The organism is Sphingobium estronivorans (genome assembly GCF_008692605.1).
GTDB lineage: Bacteria > Pseudomonadota > Alphaproteobacteria > Sphingomonadales > Sphingomonadaceae > Sphingobium > Sphingobium estronivorans.
On the sequence record NZ_LFCT01000005.1, the window covers coordinates 85,208 to 107,703 of the forward strand.

The 22,496-nt window shown below is 64.3% G+C and carries 19 protein-coding genes; 4 read left to right on the plus strand and 15 right to left on the minus strand.

The genetic code is table 11. The features are described from left to right. The first annotated feature begins 65 nt into the window (after nucleotides 1–65). Both F7P65_RS05625 and F7P65_RS05630 read left to right on the plus strand, forming a co-directional pair. The gene (locus F7P65_RS05625) at nucleotides 66–2,765 is read left to right on the plus strand and encodes a valine--tRNA ligase (RefSeq protein ID WP_150290778.1); all 2,700 of its coding nucleotides are present in this window, start codon (nucleotides 66–68) and stop codon (nucleotides 2,763–2,765) included. A 43-nt stretch (nucleotides 2,766–2,808) separates the two neighbouring features. After that, a complete protein-coding gene (locus F7P65_RS05630; protein WP_150290779.1) occupies nucleotides 2,809–4,257 on the plus strand; it encodes an MATE family efflux transporter in 1,449 nt (482 codons plus the stop codon). An 81-nt stretch (nucleotides 4,258–4,338) separates the two neighbouring features. On the opposite strand, the gene F7P65_RS05635 is transcribed toward F7P65_RS05630, so the two are convergent. Beyond that, on the minus strand, nucleotides 4,339–5,997 hold the full coding sequence (locus tag F7P65_RS05635) for an ATP-binding protein (protein ID WP_150290780.1): 1,659 nt from the start codon (nucleotides 5,995–5,997) through the stop codon (nucleotides 4,339–4,341). Nucleotides 5,998–6,184: 187 nt separating this feature from the next. Here F7P65_RS05635 and F7P65_RS05640 point away from each other — a divergent pair, with 187 nt between their 5' ends. Continuing rightward, nucleotides 6,185–7,267, plus strand: a complete 1,083-nt coding sequence (locus F7P65_RS05640; RefSeq protein WP_240334213.1) for an acyltransferase family protein — start codon at nucleotides 6,185–6,187, stop codon at nucleotides 7,265–7,267. On the opposite strand, the gene F7P65_RS05645 is transcribed toward F7P65_RS05640, so the two are convergent. The 10 genes from F7P65_RS05645 to F7P65_RS05690 form a co-directional block, all read right to left on the minus strand. Continuing rightward, nucleotides 7,235–8,251 (minus strand): LLM class flavin-dependent oxidoreductase, encoded by a 1,017-nt coding sequence (locus F7P65_RS05645; RefSeq protein ID WP_150290782.1) that lies wholly within the window; start codon nucleotides 8,249–8,251, stop codon nucleotides 7,235–7,237. The two genes, F7P65_RS05640 and F7P65_RS05645, sit on opposite strands and share 33 nt — an antisense overlap. Before the next feature lie 84 nt (nucleotides 8,252–8,335). Further along, on the minus strand, nucleotides 8,336–8,776 hold the full coding sequence (locus F7P65_RS05650; RefSeq protein WP_150290783.1) for an Hpt domain-containing protein: 441 nt from the start codon (nucleotides 8,774–8,776) through the stop codon (nucleotides 8,336–8,338). 56 nt (nucleotides 8,777–8,832) lie between these two features. Continuing rightward, on the minus strand, nucleotides 8,833–9,060 hold the full coding sequence (locus F7P65_RS05655; RefSeq protein WP_150290784.1) for a sulfurtransferase TusA family protein: 228 nt from the start codon (nucleotides 9,058–9,060) through the stop codon (nucleotides 8,833–8,835). After that, nucleotides 9,047–10,414: a ribosome biogenesis GTPase Der gene (der, locus tag F7P65_RS05660; RefSeq protein ID WP_150290785.1), complete on the minus strand. Its 1,368-nt coding sequence runs from the start codon at nucleotides 10,412–10,414 to the stop codon at nucleotides 9,047–9,049. Before der ends, F7P65_RS05655 begins: the two co-directional genes overlap by 14 nt. Nucleotides 10,415–10,530: 116 nt before the next feature. After that, entirely contained in the window at nucleotides 10,531–11,874 is a 1,344-nt protein-coding gene (locus F7P65_RS05665; RefSeq protein WP_420853306.1) for an outer membrane protein assembly factor BamB family protein, read from the minus strand. A 14-nt stretch (nucleotides 11,875–11,888) separates the two neighbouring features. Further along, entirely contained in the window at nucleotides 11,889–12,587 is a 699-nt protein-coding gene (locus F7P65_RS05670; protein WP_150290787.1) for a tetratricopeptide repeat protein, read from the minus strand. A gap of 74 nt (nucleotides 12,588–12,661) precedes the next feature. Further along, on the minus strand, nucleotides 12,662–13,534 hold the full coding sequence (gene panB, locus F7P65_RS05675) for a 3-methyl-2-oxobutanoate hydroxymethyltransferase (RefSeq protein WP_150290788.1): 873 nt from the start codon (nucleotides 13,532–13,534) through the stop codon (nucleotides 12,662–12,664). Nucleotides 13,535–13,664: 130 nt separating this feature from the next. After that, a complete protein-coding gene (locus F7P65_RS05680; protein WP_150290789.1) occupies nucleotides 13,665–16,118 on the minus strand; it encodes a TonB-dependent receptor in 2,454 nt (817 codons plus the stop codon). Nucleotides 16,119–16,302: 184 nt separating this feature from the next. Then, nucleotides 16,303–16,494: a YezD family protein gene (locus F7P65_RS05685; protein WP_150290790.1), complete on the minus strand. Its 192-nt coding sequence runs from the start codon at nucleotides 16,492–16,494 to the stop codon at nucleotides 16,303–16,305. A gap of 99 nt (nucleotides 16,495–16,593) precedes the next feature. Further along, the gene (locus F7P65_RS05690) at nucleotides 16,594–17,262 is read right to left on the minus strand and encodes an RBBP9/YdeN family alpha/beta hydrolase (RefSeq protein WP_150290791.1); all 669 of its coding nucleotides are present in this window, start codon (nucleotides 17,260–17,262) and stop codon (nucleotides 16,594–16,596) included. 352 nt (nucleotides 17,263–17,614) lie between these two features. Here F7P65_RS05690 and F7P65_RS05695 point away from each other — a divergent pair, with 352 nt between their 5' ends. Continuing rightward, nucleotides 17,615–18,046, plus strand: coding sequence for an OsmC family protein (locus F7P65_RS05695; protein WP_150290792.1), 432 nt, complete (start codon nucleotides 17,615–17,617; stop codon nucleotides 18,044–18,046). On the opposite strand, the gene F7P65_RS05700 is transcribed toward F7P65_RS05695, so the two are convergent. From F7P65_RS05700 to atpD, 4 genes are all read right to left on the minus strand, one after another. Further along, nucleotides 18,035–18,856, minus strand: a complete 822-nt coding sequence (locus F7P65_RS05700) for a DMT family transporter (RefSeq protein WP_240334218.1) — start codon at nucleotides 18,854–18,856, stop codon at nucleotides 18,035–18,037. The two genes, F7P65_RS05695 and F7P65_RS05700, sit on opposite strands and share 12 nt — an antisense overlap. Before the next feature lie 124 nt (nucleotides 18,857–18,980). Next, nucleotides 18,981–20,507: a TadA family conjugal transfer-associated ATPase gene (locus F7P65_RS05705; RefSeq protein ID WP_150290794.1), complete on the minus strand. Its 1,527-nt coding sequence runs from the start codon at nucleotides 20,505–20,507 to the stop codon at nucleotides 18,981–18,983. A 229-nt stretch (nucleotides 20,508–20,736) separates the two neighbouring features. Continuing rightward, the gene (locus tag F7P65_RS05710) at nucleotides 20,737–20,991 is read right to left on the minus strand and encodes an ATP synthase F1 subunit epsilon (protein WP_150290795.1); all 255 of its coding nucleotides are present in this window, start codon (nucleotides 20,989–20,991) and stop codon (nucleotides 20,737–20,739) included. Between the two features lie 50 nt (nucleotides 20,992–21,041). Next, nucleotides 21,042–22,487 carry a F0F1 ATP synthase subunit beta gene (gene atpD, locus F7P65_RS05715; protein ID WP_046764878.1) on the minus strand — a complete coding sequence of 482 codons (1,446 nt, stop codon included), beginning with the start codon at nucleotides 22,485–22,487 and terminating at the stop codon, nucleotides 21,042–21,044. Nucleotides 22,488–22,496: the final 9 nt, after the last annotated feature.

The window sequence follows — 22,496 nt, forward strand, 5'->3', positions numbered from 1 at the left end:
TCTCAAAAGGATGAAAGATGCAGCGGATATTTGACGCCGCCGCCGCCTTGCGTAAAGGCCAGTCTATGACCGAATTGCCCAAGACCTTCGACCCCGCCGAAATCGAATCCCGCTGGTACGCCCATTGGGAGGAAAAGGGCTTGTTCCGCCCGGAACGGCCCGATGCGGAACCCTTCACCATCGTCAACCCGCCGCCGAACGTCACGGGCAGCCTGCATATCGGCCATGCGCTCGACAACACGCTTCAGGACATCGTGATCCGTTATGAGCGGCTGCGCGGCAAGGATGCGCTGTGGGTGGTGGGCACCGACCATGCGGGCATCGCGACCCAGATGGTGGTCGAGCGTCAGTTGAACGCACAGGGCCAGAAGCGCACCGATTTCAGCCGCGACGATTTCGTCGCCAAGGTCTGGGAATGGAAGGCTGAAAGCGGCGGCGCGATCACGCGCCAGCTTCGCCGTCTGGGCTGCTCGATGGACTGGGCCAATGAGCGCTTCACCATGGATGAGGGCTTTTCGCGGGCCGTCATCAAGACGTTTGTGGAATTGCACAAGCGTGGCCTGCTCTATCGCGACAAGCGGCTGGTGAACTGGGACCCGCATTTCCGCTCGGCCATTTCCGATCTGGAGGTCGAGACCAAGGAGGTGAAGGGCGGCTTCTGGCATTTCCGCTATCCGCTGGCCGACGGTGTGAAGCTGGCCAACGGCGCGGACCATATCGTCGTCGCCACCACCCGGCCCGAAACCATGCTGGCCGACATGGCGGTCGCCGTGAATCCCGAGGACCCGCGTTACAAGGACGTCATCGGCAAGGACATCCTCCAGCCGATCACCGGCCGCCGCTTCAAGGTGGTCGCGGACGATCATGCGGACCCGGAACTGGGGTCGGGTGCGGTCAAGATCACGCCGGGACATGACTTCAACGATTTCGAGGTCGGCAAGCGGGCGGGCTTCCGCGCGGCGGACATGCTCAACATGCTCGATGCCGACGCCAATGTCGTCCAGACCGCCGACGGCCTGATCCCGGACCGCTTCCTGGGGCTGCATCGCTTCACGCGCGACGGCGTCGATGGCGCGCGCGAACGGGTCGTGGCCGAGATGAAGGCGCTGGGCCTGCTGGTGCCGCATGTCACCAGGACCAAGGATGGCGAGGAGGTCGAATCCGACGCCGAGCCGCGCACCATCCAGACGCCCTTTGGCGACCGTTCGGGCGTGGTGATCGAGCCGTGGCTGACCGACCAATGGTATGTCGATGCCGAAAAGCTCGCCGTGGCCCCGATGCAGGCGGTGCGCGACGGGCGGATCGAGATCGTGCCCAGGACGTGGGAAAAGACCTTCTTCAACTGGATGGAGAATATCCAGCCCTGGTGCGTGTCGCGTCAGCTCTGGTGGGGGCATCAGATTCCGGCCTGGTATGACGAGGACGGCAATCCCTTCGTCGCCGAGAGCGAGGAAGAGGCGCAGGCACTGGCGGGCAACAGGAAGCTGACCCGCGATCCCGACGTGCTGGATACCTGGTTCTCCTCCGCGCTGTGGCCCTTCGGCACGCTGGGCTGGCCGGAGCAGAGCGCGACGCTCGACCGCCATTATCCCAACGACCTGCTGATTTCCGGCTTCGACATTCTGTTCTTCTGGGATGCACGGATGGCGATGCAGGGGATGGAGTTCATGGGTGACGTGCCGTGGCGCAAGCTTTACCTGCACGGGCTGGTGCGCGCGGCGGACGGGCAGAAAATGTCCAAGTCCAAGGGCAATGTCGTCGACCCGCTGGGCCTGATCGACAAATTCGGCGCGGACGCGCTGCGCTTCTTCATGAGCGCCATGGAAAGCCAGGGCCGCGACGTGAAGATGGATGAGAAGCGCGTCGAGGGCTATCGCAACTTCGCGACCAAGCTGTGGAACGCGGCGCGCTTCCTGCAATCCAATGGCGTGACCGCATCGACCAGCCATGAGGCTCCGGCCGCCGAGGCGCCCGTCAACCGCTGGATCATCGCCGAGACGGTCGCGACCGTGCAGGCGATCGACACCGCGATGACCGAACTGCGCTTCGACGCGGCGGCGAACGCCATCTACCACTTCGTCTGGGACCAGTTTTGCGACTGGTATATCGAACTCACCAAGGGGTCGATGGACGAGGAGACCCGCGCCGTCGCAGGCTGGGCCTTTGATCAGATCCTCGTCATGCTCCACCCCTTCATGCCCTTCATCACCGAAGAGCTGTGGAATCTGACCGGCGCGCGCGAGAGCGAATTGATCGTTGCCCGTTGGCCGCAGGCGCTCTATGCCATCGACGCGCAAGCGCAGACCGAAATCGACTGGCTGATCCGCCTGATCAGCGCGATGCGCACCGCGCGCACCGAACTCAACGTCCCGCCGGGCGCGAAGCTGGCCGTGGTGGTCCACGACGCATCGGAGGAAACCCGCCGCCGCATCGACCGCCAGGGCGCGGCGCTGGCGCGGCTGGGTCGCGTCGAGAGCCTGTCCTTTGGTGAGACCGTCGCTGGCGGCGCGGCGCAGATCGTCGTCGATGAGGCGACCTTCATCCTGCCGCTGGAAGGCGTGATCGACATTGCGGCGGAAAAGGCGCGCCTCGCCAAAGCATTGACGGCGGCGGAGAAGGAACGGGATTCCCTGTCCGGGCGTCTTTCCAATCCCAGCTTCGTTGAAAAGGCCAAGCCCGAAGCCGTCGCCAAGGCGCGCGAGGACCATGGCGAAAAGGCGGCCGAAGCGGAAAGATTGAAGGCGGCGCTGGAACGGCTTGCCTGACAGGCTTTCCCCGTTCACCGACAGACAGGAAAAGCGAGGAACGATGAACGGGGCAGCCAAGGGAAGGGATTTGACGCAGGGGCCGATCGGTCCGGCATTGCTGCTGTTCGCGCTGCCGACCCTTGGCTCCAACGTGCTTCAGTCGCTGAACGGATCGATCAACGCGATCTGGGTTGGGCGCTTCCTGGGCGAACGGGCGCTGGCGGCGACGGCGAACGCGAACATCATCATGTTCCTGCTGTTCTCGGTCGTCTTCGGCTTCGGCATGGCGGCGACGGTGATGATCGCACAATCCTATGGCGCTCGGGACTTGCCGTCGGCGCGGCAGGCGTTTGGCGCAGCGGTCGGTTTCTGCACGATATTGGCGCTGGGCGTCGCGACCGCCGGATGGCTCGGCGCGCCTGCGCTGCTGCGGCTGCTGGCGACGCCGGCCGAGGCGTTCGATCCGGCGCTGGCCTATTTGCGCGTGATCTTCATCGCCATGCCCGCCAGCCTGCTTAGCGTCATGATCATGATGGGGCTGCGGGGCACGGGCGATTCGCGTACGCCGCTGATCTTCATGTTCGTCAGCGTCGGGGTCGATCTGGTCCTCAATCCGGTTCTGATCCGGGGGATCGGTCCCTTTCCCCGCATGGGCATCGCCGGATCGGCGACGGCCACCGCCACGGCGGGTTTCGTCAGCCTGATCGGCGTCATCCTCTATATTTACCGCAAGGACCTGCCGTTGCGGCTGCGGGGCGGCGAACTCGCCTATCTGCGGCCCAGCCTCGCCCAGGTCCGTATGCTGGTGGGCAAGGGTATGCCCATGGGCCTGCAAATGATCGTCATGTCGGCATCGGGGCTGGTGATGATCGGCCTCGTCAACCGGGAGGGGCTGGTGACGACCGCCGCCTATGGCGCTGCGCAGCAGTTCTGGACCTATTTGCAGATGCCCGCCATGGCGATGGGCGCAGCGGTCAGCGCCATGGCGGCGCAGAATATCGGCGCGGGCCGATGGGACCGGGTCGGGCGGATCGCAACCTACGGCATCGTCTATCTGCTGCTTGTCACCGGGGTGATGATCGTCACACTGCTGCTCTTCCACAAGCCGTTGCTGGCATTGTTCCTGGGAGCGGGCAGCCCCGCCGTCCCGGTTGCCGGGCACATGCTTTTGCTGGCGAGCTGGAGCTTCATCCTGTTCGGCTGCGCGATGATCTTCTTCGGCATCATGCGGGCGAACGGCGTGGTGGTCGGGCCGCTCCTCATCCTGACCTTCACCATGTTCGCGGTGCGGCTGGGCTTCTACAGGCTCAGCTACGGCGCGCTGGGCGCGGATGCGCTGTGGCTGAGCTTCCCCATCGGTTCGGGCACGACGCTGCTGATGGCCGTCGTCTATTATATGCAAGGCGGCTGGAAGAAGGCGAAGCTGCTCGCCCCACCCCATGAGGAAGAATGCCGCGAAACGATCCATGCGGAGGGTGAGCCTGCCGGGCGAATTCTGCCCACAGGCTGAGCATGAGAGCGCGCTGCGTTACATGGGACGCACGACGCGCGCTTTCATTTTGTTGTCGCATCGTTTCAGGCGCAAAATGCTTTAGCGGCCCTGACTGCGCCAGCGGGTAATCGTCCGGTCGAGGATATCTGCCTCTCCGCCCGACTGGCGCCAAAGCTCCGTGAAACTGGGATCGCTCGAGGCCGGGCGCCGCTCTTCCTCCAGATTGTCCAGCGCCACGCGGATCGGCACTGCGACGCCTTCGCCGCAGATGATCGCCTCCCGATTGCGCAGCGCGGGAATGGAATCGAGGAAGCCGCGCGCGCCTTCGGGCATGGCCGCCTTCACGAATGCCTGGTCGCGGTCGTTGTTGAGGCGCATCGAGATGATCGTGCCGCACTGCGACAGCACGCCTTCGGCAAGGTCGGAGGGACGCTGGGTGATGAGGCCCAGCGATACGCCATATTTACGGCCTTCCTTGGCGATCCGTTCCAGGATGCGCCGCACCGCCTGGCCGCCGCCGGTCGTGCTGCTGGGGATGTAGCGATGCGCTTCCTCGCAAACCAGCAGGATCGGCCGCTGCGGCTCATCGCGCGCCCACAGCGCATAGTCGAACACCAGCCGCGACAGCACCGATACGACGACCGAGGTGATGTCGGACGGCATGGACGACACGTCGATGATCGAGATCGGCTTGCCGCCCGAGGGCAGGCGGAAAATCTTGGCGAGGAATTCCTGCATCGAATCCGCGACCAGCATGCCGGAAAACATGAAGCTGTAGCGCGGATCGGTCTTGATCTCGTCGATCTTGGTCTTCAGCCGCATATAGGGCAGCGATCCGGTGCCCTTGTCCAGCTTGCCCATCTCGTTCTGGAGGATGTTGGTGAGGTCGGACAGCAGATAGGGGACTGGCGAATCGACCGTCAGCCGCCCGATGCTTTCCGCGAGCCGGTTCTTCGACCGCGCGGCGAGCAGGCATTTGGCGAGGATGTCGCAATCCACCGTCCGCTCGGAGCCTTCGGAGGTGACGAACACCTCGCAATGCTCCTCGAAATTCATCAGCCAATAGGGAAGGGCGAGGTTGTTGACGTCATAGACCGCGCCATTGGACTGGAACGCCGCGCCATATTCGCCATGGGGATCGATCATCACGATATGCCCCTGCGGCGACAGGTCGCAGATGCGGTGAAGGATCAGGGCGGCGCTGGTCGATTTGCCCGTGCCGGTCGAACCCAGCAGGGCGAAATGCTTGCCCAGCATCGAATCGACATAGAGCGCGGCGCGGGTATCGGCGGTGGGATAGACAGTGCCGATCTGCACATGGGCGCGGTCGTCGGCGGAATAGATTTGCTGCATGTCCTGACTGGACACGGGGTAGACCTCCGTGCCTGGCGTCGGATAGCGGGTGACGCCGCGGCGGAAGCGGTAGATGCGCCCGGTCAGCTTTTCCTCGTCGCCCTCGCCCAGAAAGTCGATGTCCGCGATGATGTTGCCGCCGTCCTGCCGGTCCATCGCCATGGTGCGGACGCTGGCGATCAGCCAGACATTGCCGACGCGCATCTTCACCTGCGCCCCGACCTGCCCCGCCATGGCGATGCAGGGATCGGCGTCCTGCGCCAGCAGGGCGAGCCGCGCGCCGTCGAGGATCAGTTGCGAACTGGACCCGGCAATCTGGAACACCATGCCCATCGGATCGACCGACGCCTGCAGGACTTGCGCTGGCGCGCCGGCGAAATGGTCAGCACCGTGCATATGGGTCATGAGCCTTTTGTTCCCCCTCGGCCGGACCGGATTCCGGCACGTTGGAGCGATTTAACGTGCGACTGGTAAAGAATATGCTTATCTCGCCCCCATAAAGCAGGTGCGGCCTTGCCCGCGCCGCCATGTGCAGAGGAACCTGGTGTCGGGCTTGGTCGTTGAAACATTTGCCGAAAATCGGGAAAATCGCTTGGTTCACACGCTGACGACCGACGCGGCCCGCCGATCCGATGCGATCTCCATCGCGCGCGTCATCTGCATATTGGGCGTGGTCTATGTCCACGCCTGGACGGGCCTGAGCGGCCATGATCTGGAAGGCCTGCGCGGTACGCCGCAGGACAGCCTGCGCTGGGTGCTGATGGAGATTTTCGGACGCAGCGCGGTGCCGTTGCTCGGCCTGATTTCCGGCTGGCTGGTGGGAGGGTCTTCGCGCACGCAGAACTGGATGCGTCATGTCGGCCGCAAGACGCGGACCATATTGCTGCCGATGGTCCTGTGGAACGGCCTGGCGATCTTGTTCGTGTCCGGCGCGGCCTGGATAGTGGGCCTGTCCGCGCCGGTGCCGTCCTCGACCGACTGGATGTTCCAGGAACTATTCATCGTCAGCCGCAACCCCGACATCAATGTGCAGATGCCGTTCCTGCGCGACCTGTTCCTGTGCATGATCGCCGCGCCCCTGTTCGTGCGGCTGCCCGGCTGGATGCTGGGCGTCATCGCGGCGATGGCGGCTTTGTGCCAGATCATGGGCTGGGGGCCGCCGGTGTTGATGCGGGCGTCGATCCTGTTCTTCTTCATCATGGGCATCATCGCCCGGCGCGGGGGCTTGGCCGACCGCATGGCGGCGTTGCCCTGGACGGTCGCTGCGCCGCCCTATGCGCTGCTGATGAGCGTGCAACTCTATTTCTCGCTGCATCCGGGGAGCGTCGCGCCGGGCATCGACCTTGCCATTCTGGACATGGCGGTGCGGATCGCGGCGGCGGTCTTCTTCTGGCGTCTTTCCTGGGGCCTGGCCGCCAGCGTGGCGCGAGGGATGTTGCTGCGGATCGAGCCCTTCGTCTTCTTCCTCTTCTGCTCGCACCTCATCCTGATCTGGCTGGGCGGGCCGGTGCTGGGCGCTTTGTTCGGGAAGCTCGGTTCGCCTTTCTATCCGGCCTATCTGCTGGTGCAGCCCTTGCTGGTGCTGATGGCCGTCATCCTGTTGGGGTCGCTGCTCAGCCGGGCTTCTCCGCGGCTGGCGAAGCTATTGAGCGGCGGCCGCCTCATGGCCGCCTGATACCGCCTTGGCGGCGGCCATGGCGATGCTCAGGCTGCGTTTGCGCGCCTCGAAATCATGGATTTGCCCGCCCAGGATGATCTCGTCCACCCGGGTGCGGCGGATGAAGGCGGCAAGATCGCGCTCGACATCCTCCTGCGTGCCGATGGTGGAGGCGCTCAGCACATCGGCCAGCATCGCCTGTGCCTGGGGCGGCAGGCTTTCATAATAGCCGGGAACGGGCGGTTGCAGCTTGCCCGGCCGGCCGGTACGCAGGCGCACGAAGGCCTGCTGCATCGAGGTGGCGATCAGGCGCGCTTCCTCCGCCGTGTCGGCCGCGAACACGTTGAAGCCCGCCATGACATAGGGATATTTGAGTTGCGCCGAGGGCCGGAAATCGCGGCGGTAGATCGCGATGGCCTCGTCCAGCGCACCGGGCGCGAAATGGGAGGCGAAGGCATAGGGCAGGCCCAGCGCCGCCGCCAGTTGCGCGCCATAGAGACTGGAGCCGAGAATCCAGAGCGGTACATCCTCCCCCGCGCCGGGCGTCGCCTGAAAGCCGAGCCGCTCGTCCCCGGCGAAATAGGCCTGCAATTCCATGACGTCGCGGGGAAATTCGTCCGGCCCGCCGGCCAGCGTCCGGCGCATCGCCTGGGCGACCCGCTGGTCCGAACCGGGCGCGCGGCCAAGGCCCAGATCGATTCGACCGGGAAACAGCGCGGCGAGCGTGCCGAACTGCTCCGCGATCAGCAGCGGCGCATGATTGGGCAGCATGATGCCGCCAGAGCCGATGCGGATGCGGCTGGTCGCCTGGCCGATATGGGCCAGCACCACGGCGGTCGCGGCCGATGCGATGCCGGGCATGCCATGATGTTCCGCCACCCAATAACGATGGAAGCCGAGCGTTTCGGCATGGGCGGCAAAGGCGGCGGCATTGGCGAGCGCCGCCTGCACATCGCTGCCTTCGATGACGGGGACAAGGTCCAGAACGGAAAAACGGATCATGGCCCGGATATGGGGCGCTGACCCGTTTTATTTCAACACGTAATTTGTAGGGTGGTTTGCGATTTGACGGGAAATCGCCCTAAATCAGACTGAGCGGCCGAAACCCTGGGTGGGCGTATCGGCGCGCCGGCCGAAGCCGGAGGGCCGCCGCGCGACCAGCGGATTGGCGTCGCGGTCCAGCAGCGCCATGGTTTCGGTGAAGCAGGGGCGCAGTGCCACCACATCCTCGATCAGTTCGTCGGGGCTTTCGCGGCTTTCGATGCAGCGGCGGGCGACCATCTCGATCTTTTCCGCCATGGCACTCAACCGATAGGCGCCGAACTGGGCCGCTTCGCCCTTCAGCGTGTGCGCAGGCGTCACCAGCGCCACGGCATTACCCGCGCGAATCGCTTCCTCTATGGCGCCGATCGCCTTGGCGCCATCTTCCCGGAAATAGCCGAGAATTCGCAGAAAGGCGCTGCCAAGCTCCGATCGCGATTTGGCAAACTCGGTCCAGTTGACCAGTTCAGCCTCTTGATATGACACGCTGCGCCACTCCCTGTTTTGCGGCGGCAGCATAGAAGAGGTGCGTAAACAGCAGGTTAAGCGGGCTTGTCCACGGGCCGGCCAAAGGCGAAGAGATGCGGTCCGCGGGTCGTGAAGGTCCAGCCCTGTTGCCGGGCGAGCGCTTCCAGTTCGCCGGGGGCGATGGGGTCATCAGCCTCTATGGTGACGGCATCCACGCCGCGCATGGCTCGGGCGGCGCGCAAGGCGGGCCAGGGGCATTTCATGCCCCTGGCGTCGACATGCACCGGATCATTTATTGGCATAGGGGTTTTTGGCGCTGCGCAGCGTCAGGCGCACCGGCACCGCGCCGAAGCCCAATTCCTTGCGGATACCGTTCACCAGATAGCGGCGATAGCTTTCCGGCAGTTCGTCCAGCCGCGTGCCGAACAGCACGAAGGTCGGCGGGCGGGTCTTGTTCTGGGTGATGTAGCGCAGCTTGATCCGCTTGCCGCCCGGCGCGGGGGGCGGATTGGCCTCCAGCGCACGTTCGAACCAGCGGTTGAGGATGCCGGTCGACACGCGCTGCGACCAGGCGGTGCGGGTATCGAAGGCGACGCGGATGAGGTCGTCCAGCCCCTTGCCCGTGGCGGCGGAGACGGTCATGATCGGTACGCCGCGTATCTGGGCGAGGCCGTCGGACAGCGCCTGCTTGATGCCCTGATAGAGCGCCGAGCCGTTGTCCACCGTGTCCCATTTGTTGAGCGCGATGACGAGGGCGCGGCCCTCCTCCAACACCTTGTCGGCGATCCGCAGGTCCTGCGCTTCCAGGCCGCGGGTGGAATCGAGCAGCAGCACCACGACTTCAGCGAAATTGACCGCGTTAAGTCCGTCCGAAACCGCCAGCTTTTCCAGCTTGTCCTGCACCTTGGCGCGCTTGCGCATCCCCGCCGTGTCGATCAGCCGGACGGGGCGTTCGTCGCCGTCGGGGCTGGTCCATGTCCAGTCGACGGCGATGCTGTCGCGGGTGATGCCCGCCTCCGGCCCGGTCAGCAGGCGGTTTTCGCCCAGCAGACGGTTGATGAGGGTGGATTTGCCCGCATTGGGCCGCCCGACAATGGCGAGCTTGAGCGGTGCGGATTCGAGGTCGGCCTCATCCGGCTCGCCTTCCTCTTCCTCCTCCTCGCGGTCGATATAGGGGAGGAGCGCCTGGAAGAGATCGGCCAGACCCTGGCCATGTTCGGCGGAAAAGGGAATGGGGTCGCCCAGGCCCAGGCTGAAGGCTTCCATCACGCCATCGTCGCCGGCCTTGCCCTCTGCCTTGTTGGCCATCAGCACGACCGGGGCGTCGCCCTCGCGCAGCCAGCGGGCGATTTCCTCGTCCAGCGGGGTGATGCCGGCGCGGGCGTCCACGACGAACAGGGCGACATCGGCGTTTTCAACCGCCGCCTGCGTTTGCATGCGCATCCGGCCCGGCAGGGTCTGCGGGTCTTCATCCTCATAACCGGCGGTGTCGATGATGGTGAAGTCGACGCCGAGCAGGCTCGCCTGCCCCTCGCGCCGGTCGCGGGTGACGCCGGGCTGATCGTCGACCAGCGCCAGCTTCTTGCCGACGAGCCGGTTGAAGAGGGTGGACTTGCCGACATTGGGCCGCCCGACAATGGCAATAGTGGGCAGCATGGGAAGCCCGTTTCCTTTAAAATATCAGTGCTCCTGCGTCGGCGGGAGCCCAGTCCAAGCACGGAAACTGGGCTCCCGCCAGCGCAGGAGCACATCTGTTTACAACATTGAAGGCGTCAGCGAAACGCCGTCAGTTTTCCGTCATCCGCGAGGATATAGAGCGTATTGTTCGCAACCACCGGCGACAGCGACATGGACCTGTGCATGTCCACTTCCGTCTGGACCTTGCCCGTGGTCGGATCGACATAGTTGAGGTCGCCATGGGTCGACACCAGGATCAGGCGGCCACCCGCCAGCACCGGCCCGGTCCAGCGGATTGCCTTGTCCTTCTTCTTGACCTTTTCCCAGCGGCGCAACTGGCTGATCCAGCGAATCTTGCCAGTGGCGCGGGCGACGCAGAGCAGCTTGGCGTCGCTGGTCACGGCGAACACCCATTCGCCCACGACCGACGGCGTGGAAATGCCCGCGATGTTGATTTCCCAGAGGCGCTGGCCGCTCACCAGTTCATAGCTGGCCATGCGGCCGCCCTGGCCAATGGCGAAAACCCGGCCGCGATCGATCACCGGATCGGCGTCGATGTCGGTCAGCGTCGCCACGGCGGTCGAGATGCTGGTGCGCGACAGCGCGTCGCCCCACAGAGTCCGGCCATTTTCATAGCGATAGGCGGTGAGTTCGCCCGAGCTATAGCCCGCGATCACCGTGCCCTGCGCGGCGGCGGGGGCGGCCACGCCGAAAATGCCGGTGACCTGCAGCGTGCCGCTGTCGGTCCATTGCACTTCGCCGTCGGTCTGGTTGAGGGCGAAGATCTGGTTGTCCTGCCCCATCACATAGACATGGCCGTTGGCCAGCGTCGGCGCGCCGCGCAGCGGACCGCCGGGACGCTTCTTCCACAGGATCGCGCCGGTATTGGCATCCAGCGCGGCGACATCGCCGACGCCGGTGCTGGCATAGAGCTTGCCATCGACGAAGCTGACGCCGCCGCCGAACAAGGCGCGGCCGCTGCCTTCGGCGGGCAGGGCGGTCTGCCACAGCCGCGCGCCGCTGGTTGAATCGAAGGCGACGACGCGGGCATCGGCGTCGATCACATAGAGCTTGCCGCCCGCGACGACCGGCGCGGAGGCGAGGCGCGCCTGCGGCGTGCTGCCCGCGATGGATGCGGTCCAGGCCTGCGCGGGCGAGGCGCCGAGCGCCAGATTGCCCATGGTCTTGGCGGGGCTGCCGCCCGGCTGCGCCCATTGGTCGTTGGCATAGGGTTCGGGCAGGGTCACGGGCACGTCGGCCAGCGTCGGATCGACCTCCACCCCCTGTTCATTGCTGAGGATCGAGGTGCGCTTGCCGACCACCGGGGTCTTGGGACCGCCCTTCTTGCCGCCGACCACGCCGCAACCTGCAAGCAGGGCGATCATCATGGCAACAGTCACGGCGCGGCTGGCGCCCGAAAATTTCGTCATGCTGTGCATTCCCATGCGCCCAATCATTCCTGTCCCGCCGCGTTCGGCGTCTCGACTGCATCCACACCCAATAAACCAGCCATCTGTCGCGCGCGTGAACGGATCGACTGAGGCACGTTCCTGTCCTTCGCCATGGCGGCGAACAGCGGCCCGGCCAAATCATTCTTGCGCATCTTCATATAGGCGATGGCGACCAGTTCCCCCGCGCTACCGAACCAGGGCGCGCCTTCGACCGCCAGGGGCTTCAGGCGATCGACCACCTGCTGCGGTTGCAGGCTCTCAAATTCCAGCGTGGTCTGGCGGATCAGCGCCAGGTCGCGATAGGGCTGGTCGAGCGAGCTGTCGCTGGCCATCGCCTTATAGGAAGCGATCGCGGCCTTGCTGTCGCCCTTGCGCGCGGCGGTGCCGGCCTTCACCAGCAGGGCCGATGCGCGGTAGCCGGGCTGGCTCGCCTGCGTCAGCGCGTCGAGTTCCTTCGCGTCAGGCGTGCCGCCGCCGACCGCCGTGGCGATCACCTGGTCCATCTTCTCCGAAACGGCCTGTGACTGGGTTTTGGTATAATGCTGCCAGTAGAGCCAGCCGCCGAACGCCACGAGGCCCAGTATCACCAGCCCCACGATCCAGCGGCCGAAGCGCTGCCAGAAGGTCAGCAACTGGTCCTGCCGAACGGCCTCATCGACCTCACGCATGAAGGCTTCGCTGTTTTGCGGCGTCAGGGCCACTTGGGTCTCCAGAAATTCGTCAGATAAGGCACGCGGAAGGCGCGATCATTAGCGGCGCTATTGCTCCGCGCAAATCACTTTTTGGGGCGATAGACCTGATCTTCGGTCGGAAAGTGCCGGTTTCGGACATCGTCGGCATAGCGCGCGGCCGCTTTTTCGATCGTTTCCGCGATATTTTCATAGCGTTTCACGAAGCGGGGCACCCGTTCGAACATGCCCAGCATGTCTTCCGCCACCAGCACCTGGCCGTCGCAATGGGCGGAGGCGCCGATGCCGATCACGGGGACGTCCACGCTGTCGGTGACGGCAATGGCGATATCTTCCATCACCCCCTCTATCACCATGGAGAAGGCCCCGGCCTGCGCCACTGCCCGGGCGTCGGAGATGATCTTGGCATGCTCCTCCTGACTCTTGCCGCGCGCGCCATAGCCACCCAGCGCGTTCACCGCCTGAGGCGTGAGGCCGATATGCGCCATCACCGGGATGCCGCGCTGGCTGAGGAAGGCAATCGTCTCCGCCATGGCGACGCCGCCCTCCAGCTTGACCCCGGCGCAGCCGGTTTCGGCCATGACCCGGCTGGCGCTGGCAAAGGCCTGTTGCGGCGAAGCTTCGTAGCTGCCGAAGGGCATGTCGACCAGCACGACGCTGTGATAGCTGCCGCGCACCACGGCGGCGCCATGGGCGATCATCATGTCGAGCGTGACGGGCAGGGTGGAGGGCAGGCCGTAGATCACCTGGCCCAGCGAATCGCCCACCAGCAGCATGTCGCAATGCGGGTCGAGCAGTTGCGCCTGCCGCGCGGTATAGGCGGTCAGCATGACCAGCGGTTGCTGCGTCTTCCCCTCGAACTTGCGGCGCTGGATGGCGGGCACGGTCAAGCGCTTCATCGGCGCGGGGGTGGGGTTGGCGCGGCTGGTCGAGGTGTCGAGCGTGAAGGTCGTGGACATGGCTGCGCTCTACCCCAGCGGCGCGCCGGGCGCAAATCGTGCGAAGGGCCAGTCGGAGGCAAGCGGCATCGAAAGAAGCGGGAGCGGCAGGCCTGTGCCGCTCCCGCAGGGGGTGAACATCGTCGATCGGTCAGAAAGAGACTTTCATCGTCCCGCCCCAGGTCCGCGGGTCGCCGGGCGTGCCGGCGATCAGGCCGGTGTTGCCGGGTGCGACCTGAAGGTTGTCGATATAGTTGACGTCGAAGGCATTGCGGACCCACCCGAAGATGTCGAAGCCTTCGCCCCGGAAGCCGGCGCGGAAGTTGGTCAGGGCATAGCCCTTCACCTCCGTATAGATGGACGGCGAGGCGTTGGAGTTCCAGTGCGACCGATAATTGCCGTCGACGCCCAGATAGACCTGCCCCTCCTTCTCCAGCAGCGTGACCGGAACATTATATTCCGCGCCATAGGAGAAGGCCCATTTCGACACGCCGGGCAGGTTCTGGCCGGAAATGTCGCACTGGCGCGGGCTGGCGGTGTTGGGGATGCCCGCATTGGAATAGTCGGGCGTTGCGCCGGCGGGCTGGAGCGTGCCGCCCGACAGTTCGGGCGGGCAGGGCGCATTGGTGAATTTCCTGTACTGGGCGTCAGTATAGGCGCCATTGGCATAGGCGGTGAAGCGATCGCTGGCGACGATCTTGAAATCCGCCTCTATGCCCTGCGACCGGACCTTTTCCGCATTGGCGAGGTAGCCGCGCACCGTCCCGAACTGGCCGCCATTCACCGTCGCCTGGAAATTCCTGATCTCCGTGCGGAAGGCGGTGAGGTTGAAGGTCGCCCGGCGATTCCAGAACTGGGTCTTCAGGCCGACTTCAAAATGGTTGACCGATTCCGGCTTCACCGTGCTGGCGTCGTAATTCACTGTATTGTCGGCGTTGAGCGGCAGGCCGTTCTGGTTGATGCCCAGCGTCTTGAAGCTCTTGGCATAGGTCGCATAAGCGAGGATGTCGGGCGCGATCTTGTAATTGACGTTGAAGTCGTAGGTGAAGTTCCAGGCGCTGTCGGACGGGGCGCTGACCTGCGGCTGGTAGACGCCGCACTGCGCCGCCAGCACCGGCTGGGTGGCGGCACTGGGGGTGGGCGTGCAACTGATCGCCTGACCCTGGCCGTTGGTCACGACGCGCTGGTAGAAGCCCGATTTCTTGTCATAGTTGAGGCGCGCGCCGGGCTGGATGGTGAGGGCGCCCGTCACTTTCCAGCTGAGCTGGCCGAACAGCGCCGCGCTTTTGCTCTTGAGCCATTGCGTGTTGGTGGCGGTCAGGCCGTTGAGGACGCTCGGATCGTTCGCCAGCGCGCCGGTCAGGCTCCACTGGCTTGCGGCGCTGCCCTGCTGTTCGGTGCCCTGAGTGTCGATCCGCTGCTTGAAGCCGAACAGGCCGATCACGAAGTCGATCTTCCGGCTTTCGTAATTATAGCGAAATTCCTGGCTATACTGGTCCTGCTGCGAGGGGTTTTGCGATTTGGAGACGATCGGCAGGCCGGTGAAGTCGCGGTCATTGGCCGGCTTCCAGTCCCAGAAGCGCCAGGCGGTGACGGAGGTCAGGGTGCCGGGGCCGACGTTCCAGACCGCCTTGGCCGACACGCCGCCAATCTTGTTGCCGGCATTGAGTTCGCTGTCGAGATCAGTCAGCCGGTCATAGGGATTGCGGCTGGGGACGACATAATTCTGCGCGGCGGCGAGCGCATCATATTGGCGGGTGATCACGCGCTGGGTCTTGCCGACGCGAACGAAGACGGTGCCGCAGCATTCGGGGTCCTGCCGGCTATAATCGCCCGACAGGGTGAGGCTGAAATCCTCATTGGGCTTGAACAGCAACTGGCCGCGCAGGCCCAGATTGTCCTGTTCGTTGATCCAGCGGCCTGTCGTCACATTGTAGATCGTGCCCCGGCGGCTGGTCGTGGCGACCGCGATGCGGGCGGCGATGGTGTCGGACAGCGGACCGGATATGGCGGCCTTCGCCTGCTTGTAGTTGAGATTGCCCACGGTCAGTTCGGCGCGGGCCTCATAATCGAAGGTCGGCTGGTTGGTCGTGATGTTGATCGCGCCCGCCGTGGTGTTCTTGCCATAAAGCGTGCCCTGTGGGCCGCGCAGCACTTCGACCTGCGCGACATCGAGGAAGTCGAAAGTCGCGGCGGCGACGCGGGAGTTATAGACATCGTCGACATAGATGCCGACACCCTGTTCGAACCCGTCGCTGGTCAGGCCGAACGGCACGCCCAGGCCACGGATATTGACCGAGGTGTTGCGCGGGTTGGTGGTGTAGACCTGCAATGTCGGCGCCAGTTGCTGGAGCTTCACGACGTTGAAATTGCCCGTGGCCTCGATGCTGTCGCCCCTGACCACGGAAATTGCCAGCGGCACTTCCTGCGCGGTTTCCGCGCGGCGGCGGGCGGTGACGATGATCACATCGCCCCGAGGGCTGGCCTGTTCGGCATTGTCCGCCGCCGATTGAGGAGCGGACGGAGAGGCGTCCTGCGCCTGCGCGCTGGACATGATGATGGATGCGCCCGCCACGCCGGCGAGCAACAGGAAACGCGCAATCATGGTAATTCCCCTTCCGGATGTCCGGTGAATTGATCGCGGCATTTCCGGCGGTCCGGTCAAAGCCGTAGGTCTGGGAATGGTAGATGTGGCCCACCCCTTGCCACTTTATCGGCCCGCCTTTTCGCGGACCTTGTTCAGCAACCCTGTCTTTATGTCTTCGCGACCGCGTTCAGGCGGCCAACGTTCAAGCGATCAGACGCGTTTTTTCGGTGACGTCGATCTGGACCACGCGGGCGTCATGCACGGTTAGTGTGACGGACCCGAAACGAAGCGCTTCGAGCACGCTGCGCACCTTGTCGATGCTGAGCGCAATGTCATGGCGCTGCCCATCGCCGCGGCCGTCGCGGGCAAATTCTATCGAACGGTTTTCACTCATAAATACCTCTTCGCCGCTCTTTATCTCAACTATATTGATAGACAAAAAAGCAAATATAAGGGGCGCTCAAGTTTCTCTTGCCGCGCCCTTGATGAAAGTTCAGCCATGGGCCCGCAGCGCGGCCAATCGTCGGTCCTGATGGGTCAGCGGAATGGCCGGCCGCAACTGGCGCATCGCGGATGCCTGCTCATGGGCATTGTCGATCAGCTTTTCGAGCAGCGCCTGCCCAAAGCGCCATTCGCCCAAGCCCGAGTCCGCATTGATATGGCCGCAGAAACCGGCGTCGACGAAGCTGCTGCCCCAATTCTTGCCGATGCTATGGGCCCGTTCGAAAAAGATATAGGGATCGTTGCGGCTCGCCACGACGATCGACGGGAAGGGCAGGTGCGCGCGTGGCGTGGGGCCAAAGCCGCCGATCGTCTCGGGCGTTTCCATCCGGTCGCAGTCGGGCGGCGCGACCAGCAGCGCGCCCGTCACGGGCCAGCCATAGGCCTGACTCTGCAAGGCGCCCCACCAGGCGACCGCCAAGCAACCCAGGCTGTGCGCAGCCAGAATGATCGGGCCATCGACCTGTCGGATCGCGGCGTCCAACCGGGTGACCCAACTGTTGCGGCTGGGGCTGGCCCAGCTGCCCAGATCGACGCGTTCGCAATCGCCGCGCTTATCTTCCCAAAGGGTCTGCCAATGGCCCGGACCGCTGTTGTTGAGGCCCGGAATGGTCAGCACGACCGGCTGGCGCGCGTCCCCTGAATGTCCGAATCGCTCCATGGTCTCATCCTCGTCCTGTTCGAAGGACAGAGATAATTCTATTTATTAAGTAGACAATGGGCAAGCGACAAAATGTGTCGAAATCTCGGCAATCCGATTCATCTGGCGTTCATGTTCGGGAGGCACTCGGCAAGCCATCTGCGGCTCCAAAGACAAGTCATTGAAAGCCAATGTTTATTGGCGCGCGCGGGCCTGTTGAGCGCGAGATGGCATGGAGGTTCTTTATCCCGAATTTCCTCGGTCGCCGCGCTTGTTTCGTGACGGTAGACTATCATCGTCCGGCGAATTTCGCCTCATGCTGGTGCAACCAAGGGGGAGCGAAGTGTTTCCCCCTGGAAACAGGAGGATGGACATGAAGATCAATCGCAGCGGTTCAGCCGTATGGAGCGGCGGCCTGAAGGACGGCAAGGGTGCGATCTCGACCCAGAGCGGCGCTCTGGACGCGCATCCTTATGGTTTTGCGATGCGCTTCGAAGGGGTGCCGGGCAGCAATCCGGAAGAACTGATCGCGGCGGCCCACGCCTCCTGCTTCACCATGGCGCTGTCGCTCATTCTGGGCGAGGCGGGGCTGACGGCGGAGAAGATGGAAACCAACGCCGTCGTGACGCTGGAACAGAAGGATAATGGCTTTGCCATCACCGCGAGCAAGCTCAGCCTGAAGGCGACCGTTCCCGGCGCCGACGATGCGCAGTTTCAAGAGCTTGCCGCCAAGGCGAAGGAAAATTGCCCGGTATCCAAGCTGCTGAATGCCGAGATCAGCCTGGATGCCGAATTATTGAGCTGAGGCGGGCCGCCGGGCGCGGACATGCTCGCGCCAGGCGATATAAAGACCGCTGGCGACGATGAGCGCGGCGCCGATCCAGGTCGTGCTCATCGGCCAGTCGCCCCAGATCGCCCAGCCCAGCAGCGTGGTCCAGATGATGGTGCTGTAGTCCATAGGCAGCACCACCGACACCGGCGCCCAACGCAGCGCGGCGGTGAGGCAGATTTGCGCGATGCCGCCGACCACGCCGATCAGCAGCAGCAGTCCCCAGGTGACCGGATCGTGAGACTGGCCATGGAACAGCATCCCGACAGCCAGCGGCGGGAGCGAGAGCAGGGTGAACCAGAACACGATCACCCCGGCATTTTCCGTACGGCCCAGTTCGCGCAGGACCAGACTGACGCTGGCGGTGACGAAGGCGGCGGCAATCGCGACCGCGACGCCGATAGCGGGGAAATGCCCCGCATCCGGGCGCACCATCACCAACACACCAAGGAAGCCGATCAGCACCGCGCCCCAGCGGTGAACCCCCGTCGCCTCGCGCAGGATCAGCGCGGACAATATGGTGCCGAAGATCGGCATGGTGAAGCCGATGGTCGCGGCTTCGGCGGGGGGCAGCAGGATATAGGACAGGAAATTGAGCGCCATGCCGGTCAGGCCGATGGCCATGCGGGTCGCGTGGACGCCGATCCGCCGGGTGCGGATCAAGCCGATGCCTGTCGTTGAGGCGATCCACGCGAACACCACCGGCAGCGCCAGCGCCTGCCGGTAGAACAGCGATTCGATTACATGCACGCCGCGCGCATCGGCCAGCCGGACCGTCACGAACATGACCGACAGGCAGATCACCGCGATCAACCGCAGGACGATGGCGTAAAGGGGACGATGTGGGCGGCTGTAGGGAGGGACGGGCGACACGCGCCCGCCTTAACCGGCTTGCGGGATCACGCAACCCTTACAAGCAGGCTTCCAGGAAGGGCTGATCGAAGCCGAACTGCCGCGCCTTGTCCAGCGTGTAGGGACGCAGGCCCATGGAGCGATATTCGCCGATGATCCTCCCGCTGTCATCCTCGTCATGATATTCGAACTTGAACAGTTCCTGGGTGACGATGACGTCGCCTTCCATGCCGATCACCTCGGTCACGTTGGTGACGCGGCGCGAACCGTCGCGCAGGCGCTTCACCTGCACGATCAGATCGACCGAGTCGGCGATCTGCTTGGAAATGGCTTCCTTGGGGATCTTGATGTCGCCCATCAGGATCATATTCTCCATACGGCCGAGGCACTCGCGCGGGCTGTTGGAGTGAAGGGTACACATGGAGCCGTCATGGCCGGTGTTCATCGCTGCAAGAAGGTCGAAACACTCCGCGCCACGAATTTCGCCCAGGATGATGCGGTCCGGGCGCATACGCAGGGCGTTCTTGACAAGGTCGCCGATGGTGATCGCGCCCTGGCCCTCCAGGTTCGGCGGGCGGGTTTCCAGCGGCAGCCAGTGCGGTTGCTGCAACCGGAGTTCCGCGGCGTCCTCGATGGTCAGCACGCGTTCGCCCGGGTCAATCATCTTCGACAGGGCGTTGAGCATGGTCGTCTTGCCCGAACCCGTGCCGCCCGAGATCACGATATTGAAGCGGCAGGCGCCCGCGATCTTGAGCGCGGTGCACATCTTCTGGCTCATCGCGCCCCATTGGGCAAGCATGTCCAGCGTGATCGGCTTGGCGGAAAATTTACGGATCGAGATGGCCGTGCCACGCAGGGAAAGCGGCGGCACGATCACGTTCACGCGGGAACCGTCGGGCAGGCGGGCGTCGGCCAGCGGCGTGGTCTGGTCGACGCGGCGGCCGACCTTGTTCACGATGCGCTGGGCGATCTGGAACAGATGCTCCTCATCGCGGAACTTGATCGGCGCGATCTGGAGCTTGCCCTTCTTTTCGATATAGGTCTGGTCCGGGCCGTTGACCATGATGTCGCTGACATCCGGGTCGGACAGCAATTCCTCCAGCGGTCCCAGGCCAAGAAGCTCATCGACCAGCACCTTTTCCAGCGCGAACTGCTCGCGGCGGTTGAGGGTGAGCTTCAGTTCCGCCAGCACTTCCATGATGATCGGCCGGAATTCCTCGGCCAGTTCATCCTTGGTCAGCGTCGCGGCGGCTTCGGGATCGACCCGCTCCAGCAGGCGGGGGAGGACCTGTTCCTTGATCGTGTGGACCGACGCTTCAAAGCCCTGCGGCCCGGTATCGGTCGCATGTTCGGCATTGGCGCGTTCCGACAGGCGCTGCATCGCGTCGGCATTGCGCTGCATCTGGCCGGTGGGTGCGGACAGGGGGTCGACTGGCGTTTCGGCGGGCAGGGCCGTCATATCCAGCGGCGGGAATTGCTCACCGCCCTTGACCTCTTCGCGCGGCGCGCCGCCCTGCATCGGCCGGGCTATGCCAAAGGCTGGCTTGATGCCGGCAGGTCCGTTTTTCCGTCCAAACGCGCTCATGATTCTCCGCCGAAATGATCTGGATCAGCTGTGACTCACAAGGTGAATAGGATGGAAACTTTGATAAATGGCTAATGGCGCGGCGTCGGCGGCGCCGTGACGCAGCCCCAGTGGCGGACGGGTTCGGCATCCGATGAGCGGGAACAGCCCAAACAGGAGCTCAACAAAAAGGCCGCGTTCCGATGTGGAGCGCGGCCTTTTTGCAATGGCGGTATGACGGTGTGGCCGGTCAGCCGGCATGCTCGGCAAGGACGGTCAGGCCCTTTTCATTCACTTCGGCAAAGCCTCCGCGAACCGGAATGACTTCCGGCGCGCTGCCGGCGGTGGCGAAGATCTGGATCGCGCCGTCGCGGACCGTCGACATGAAGGGGGCGTGGCCTTCCAGCACGCCGAAGTCGCCATCGGTGCCGGGGACGACCACCTGATAGACCTCTTCCGAGCGGACGAGCTTTTCCGGGGTCACGAGTTCGAAATGCAGTGCCATTCTTTATGTCCTATGCCCCCTCCCCGCGTGGAGGAGGGGTGAGTTCTGCTTTACGCCGCTTCGGCAGCCAGCTTCTTCGCCTTTTCGATGGCTTCGTCGATGCCGCCGACCATGTAGAAAGCGTTTTCGGGCAGATGGTCATATTCGCCTTCGACCACGGCCTTGAACGACTTCACAGTGTCCTCGATCTGGACGAACTTGCCCGAGATGCCGGTGAAGACTTCCGCGACGTGGAAGGGCTGCGACAGGAACTTCTGGATCTTGCGGGCGCGGGCGACGGTCAGCTTGTCCTCTTCCGACAGCTCGTCCATGCCCAGGATCGCGATGATGTCCTGAAGCGACTTGTACTTCTGCAGGATCGCCTGAACCGCGCGGGCGGTTTCATAATGCTCCTGACCGACGACGCGGGGCTCCAGAACGCGGCTGGTCGAGTCCAGCGGGTCGACCGCCGGATAAATGCCCAGTTCCGAAATGGCGCGGTTGAGAACGGTGGTGGCGTCCAAGTGCGCGAACGAGGTCGCCGGCGCCGGGTCGGTCAAGTCGTCCGCAGGGACGTAGACGGCCTGAACCGAGGTGATCGAACCCTTGTTGGTCGAGGTGATGCGTTCCTGAAGGGCGCCCATGTCGGTGGCGAGGGTCGGCTGATAGCCCACGGCCGAAGGAATACGGCCGAGCAGAGCCGACACTTCCGCGCCCGCCTGGGTGAAGCGGAAGATGTTGTCGACGAAGAACAGCACGTCCTGGCCTTCCTGGTCGCGGAAATATTCCGCGATGGTCAGGCCCGACAGGGCGACGCGCGCGCGGGCGCCCGGCGGTTCGTTCATCTGGCCGTAAACCAGCGCCACCTTCGAACCTTCGCTGATCGCATTGCCGTCGGCGTCCTTGGCGATAACGCCGGCGTCGAGGAATTCGTGATACAGGTCGTTGCCCTCGCGGGTACGCTCACCGACGCCCGCGAACACGGAGGTGCCGCCATGGCCCTTCGCGATGTTGTTGATCAGTTCCTGAATGAGCACGGTCTTGCCGACGCCCGCGCCGCCGAACAGGCCGATCTTGCCGCCCTTTGCGTAGGGAGCGAGAAGGTCGATGACCTTGATGCCGGTGACGAGGATCGACGCGTCGGTCGACTGGTCGACAAACTCAGGCGCCTTGGCGTGGATCGGGGCGGAGAGGGTGGTGCCGACCGGGCCGCGCTCGTCGATCGGCTCACCGACGACGTTCAGGATGCGGCCGAGCGTGGCCGGGCCGACGGGAACGCTGATCTGCGCGCCGGTGTCGGTGACTTCCTGACCGCGGGTCAGGCCGTCGGTCGAGTCCATCGCGATGGTGCGGACGGTGTTCTCACCCAGATGCTGGGCGACTTCCAGCACCAGGCGCTGGCCGTTGTTGCTGGTTTCCAGCGCCGAGAGAATCGACGGCAGCGCATCGGGGAAGGTCACGTCGACGACAGCGCCGATGACCTGCGAAATGCGGCCTACATTGTTGGTGGTTGCCATGACTTCTGT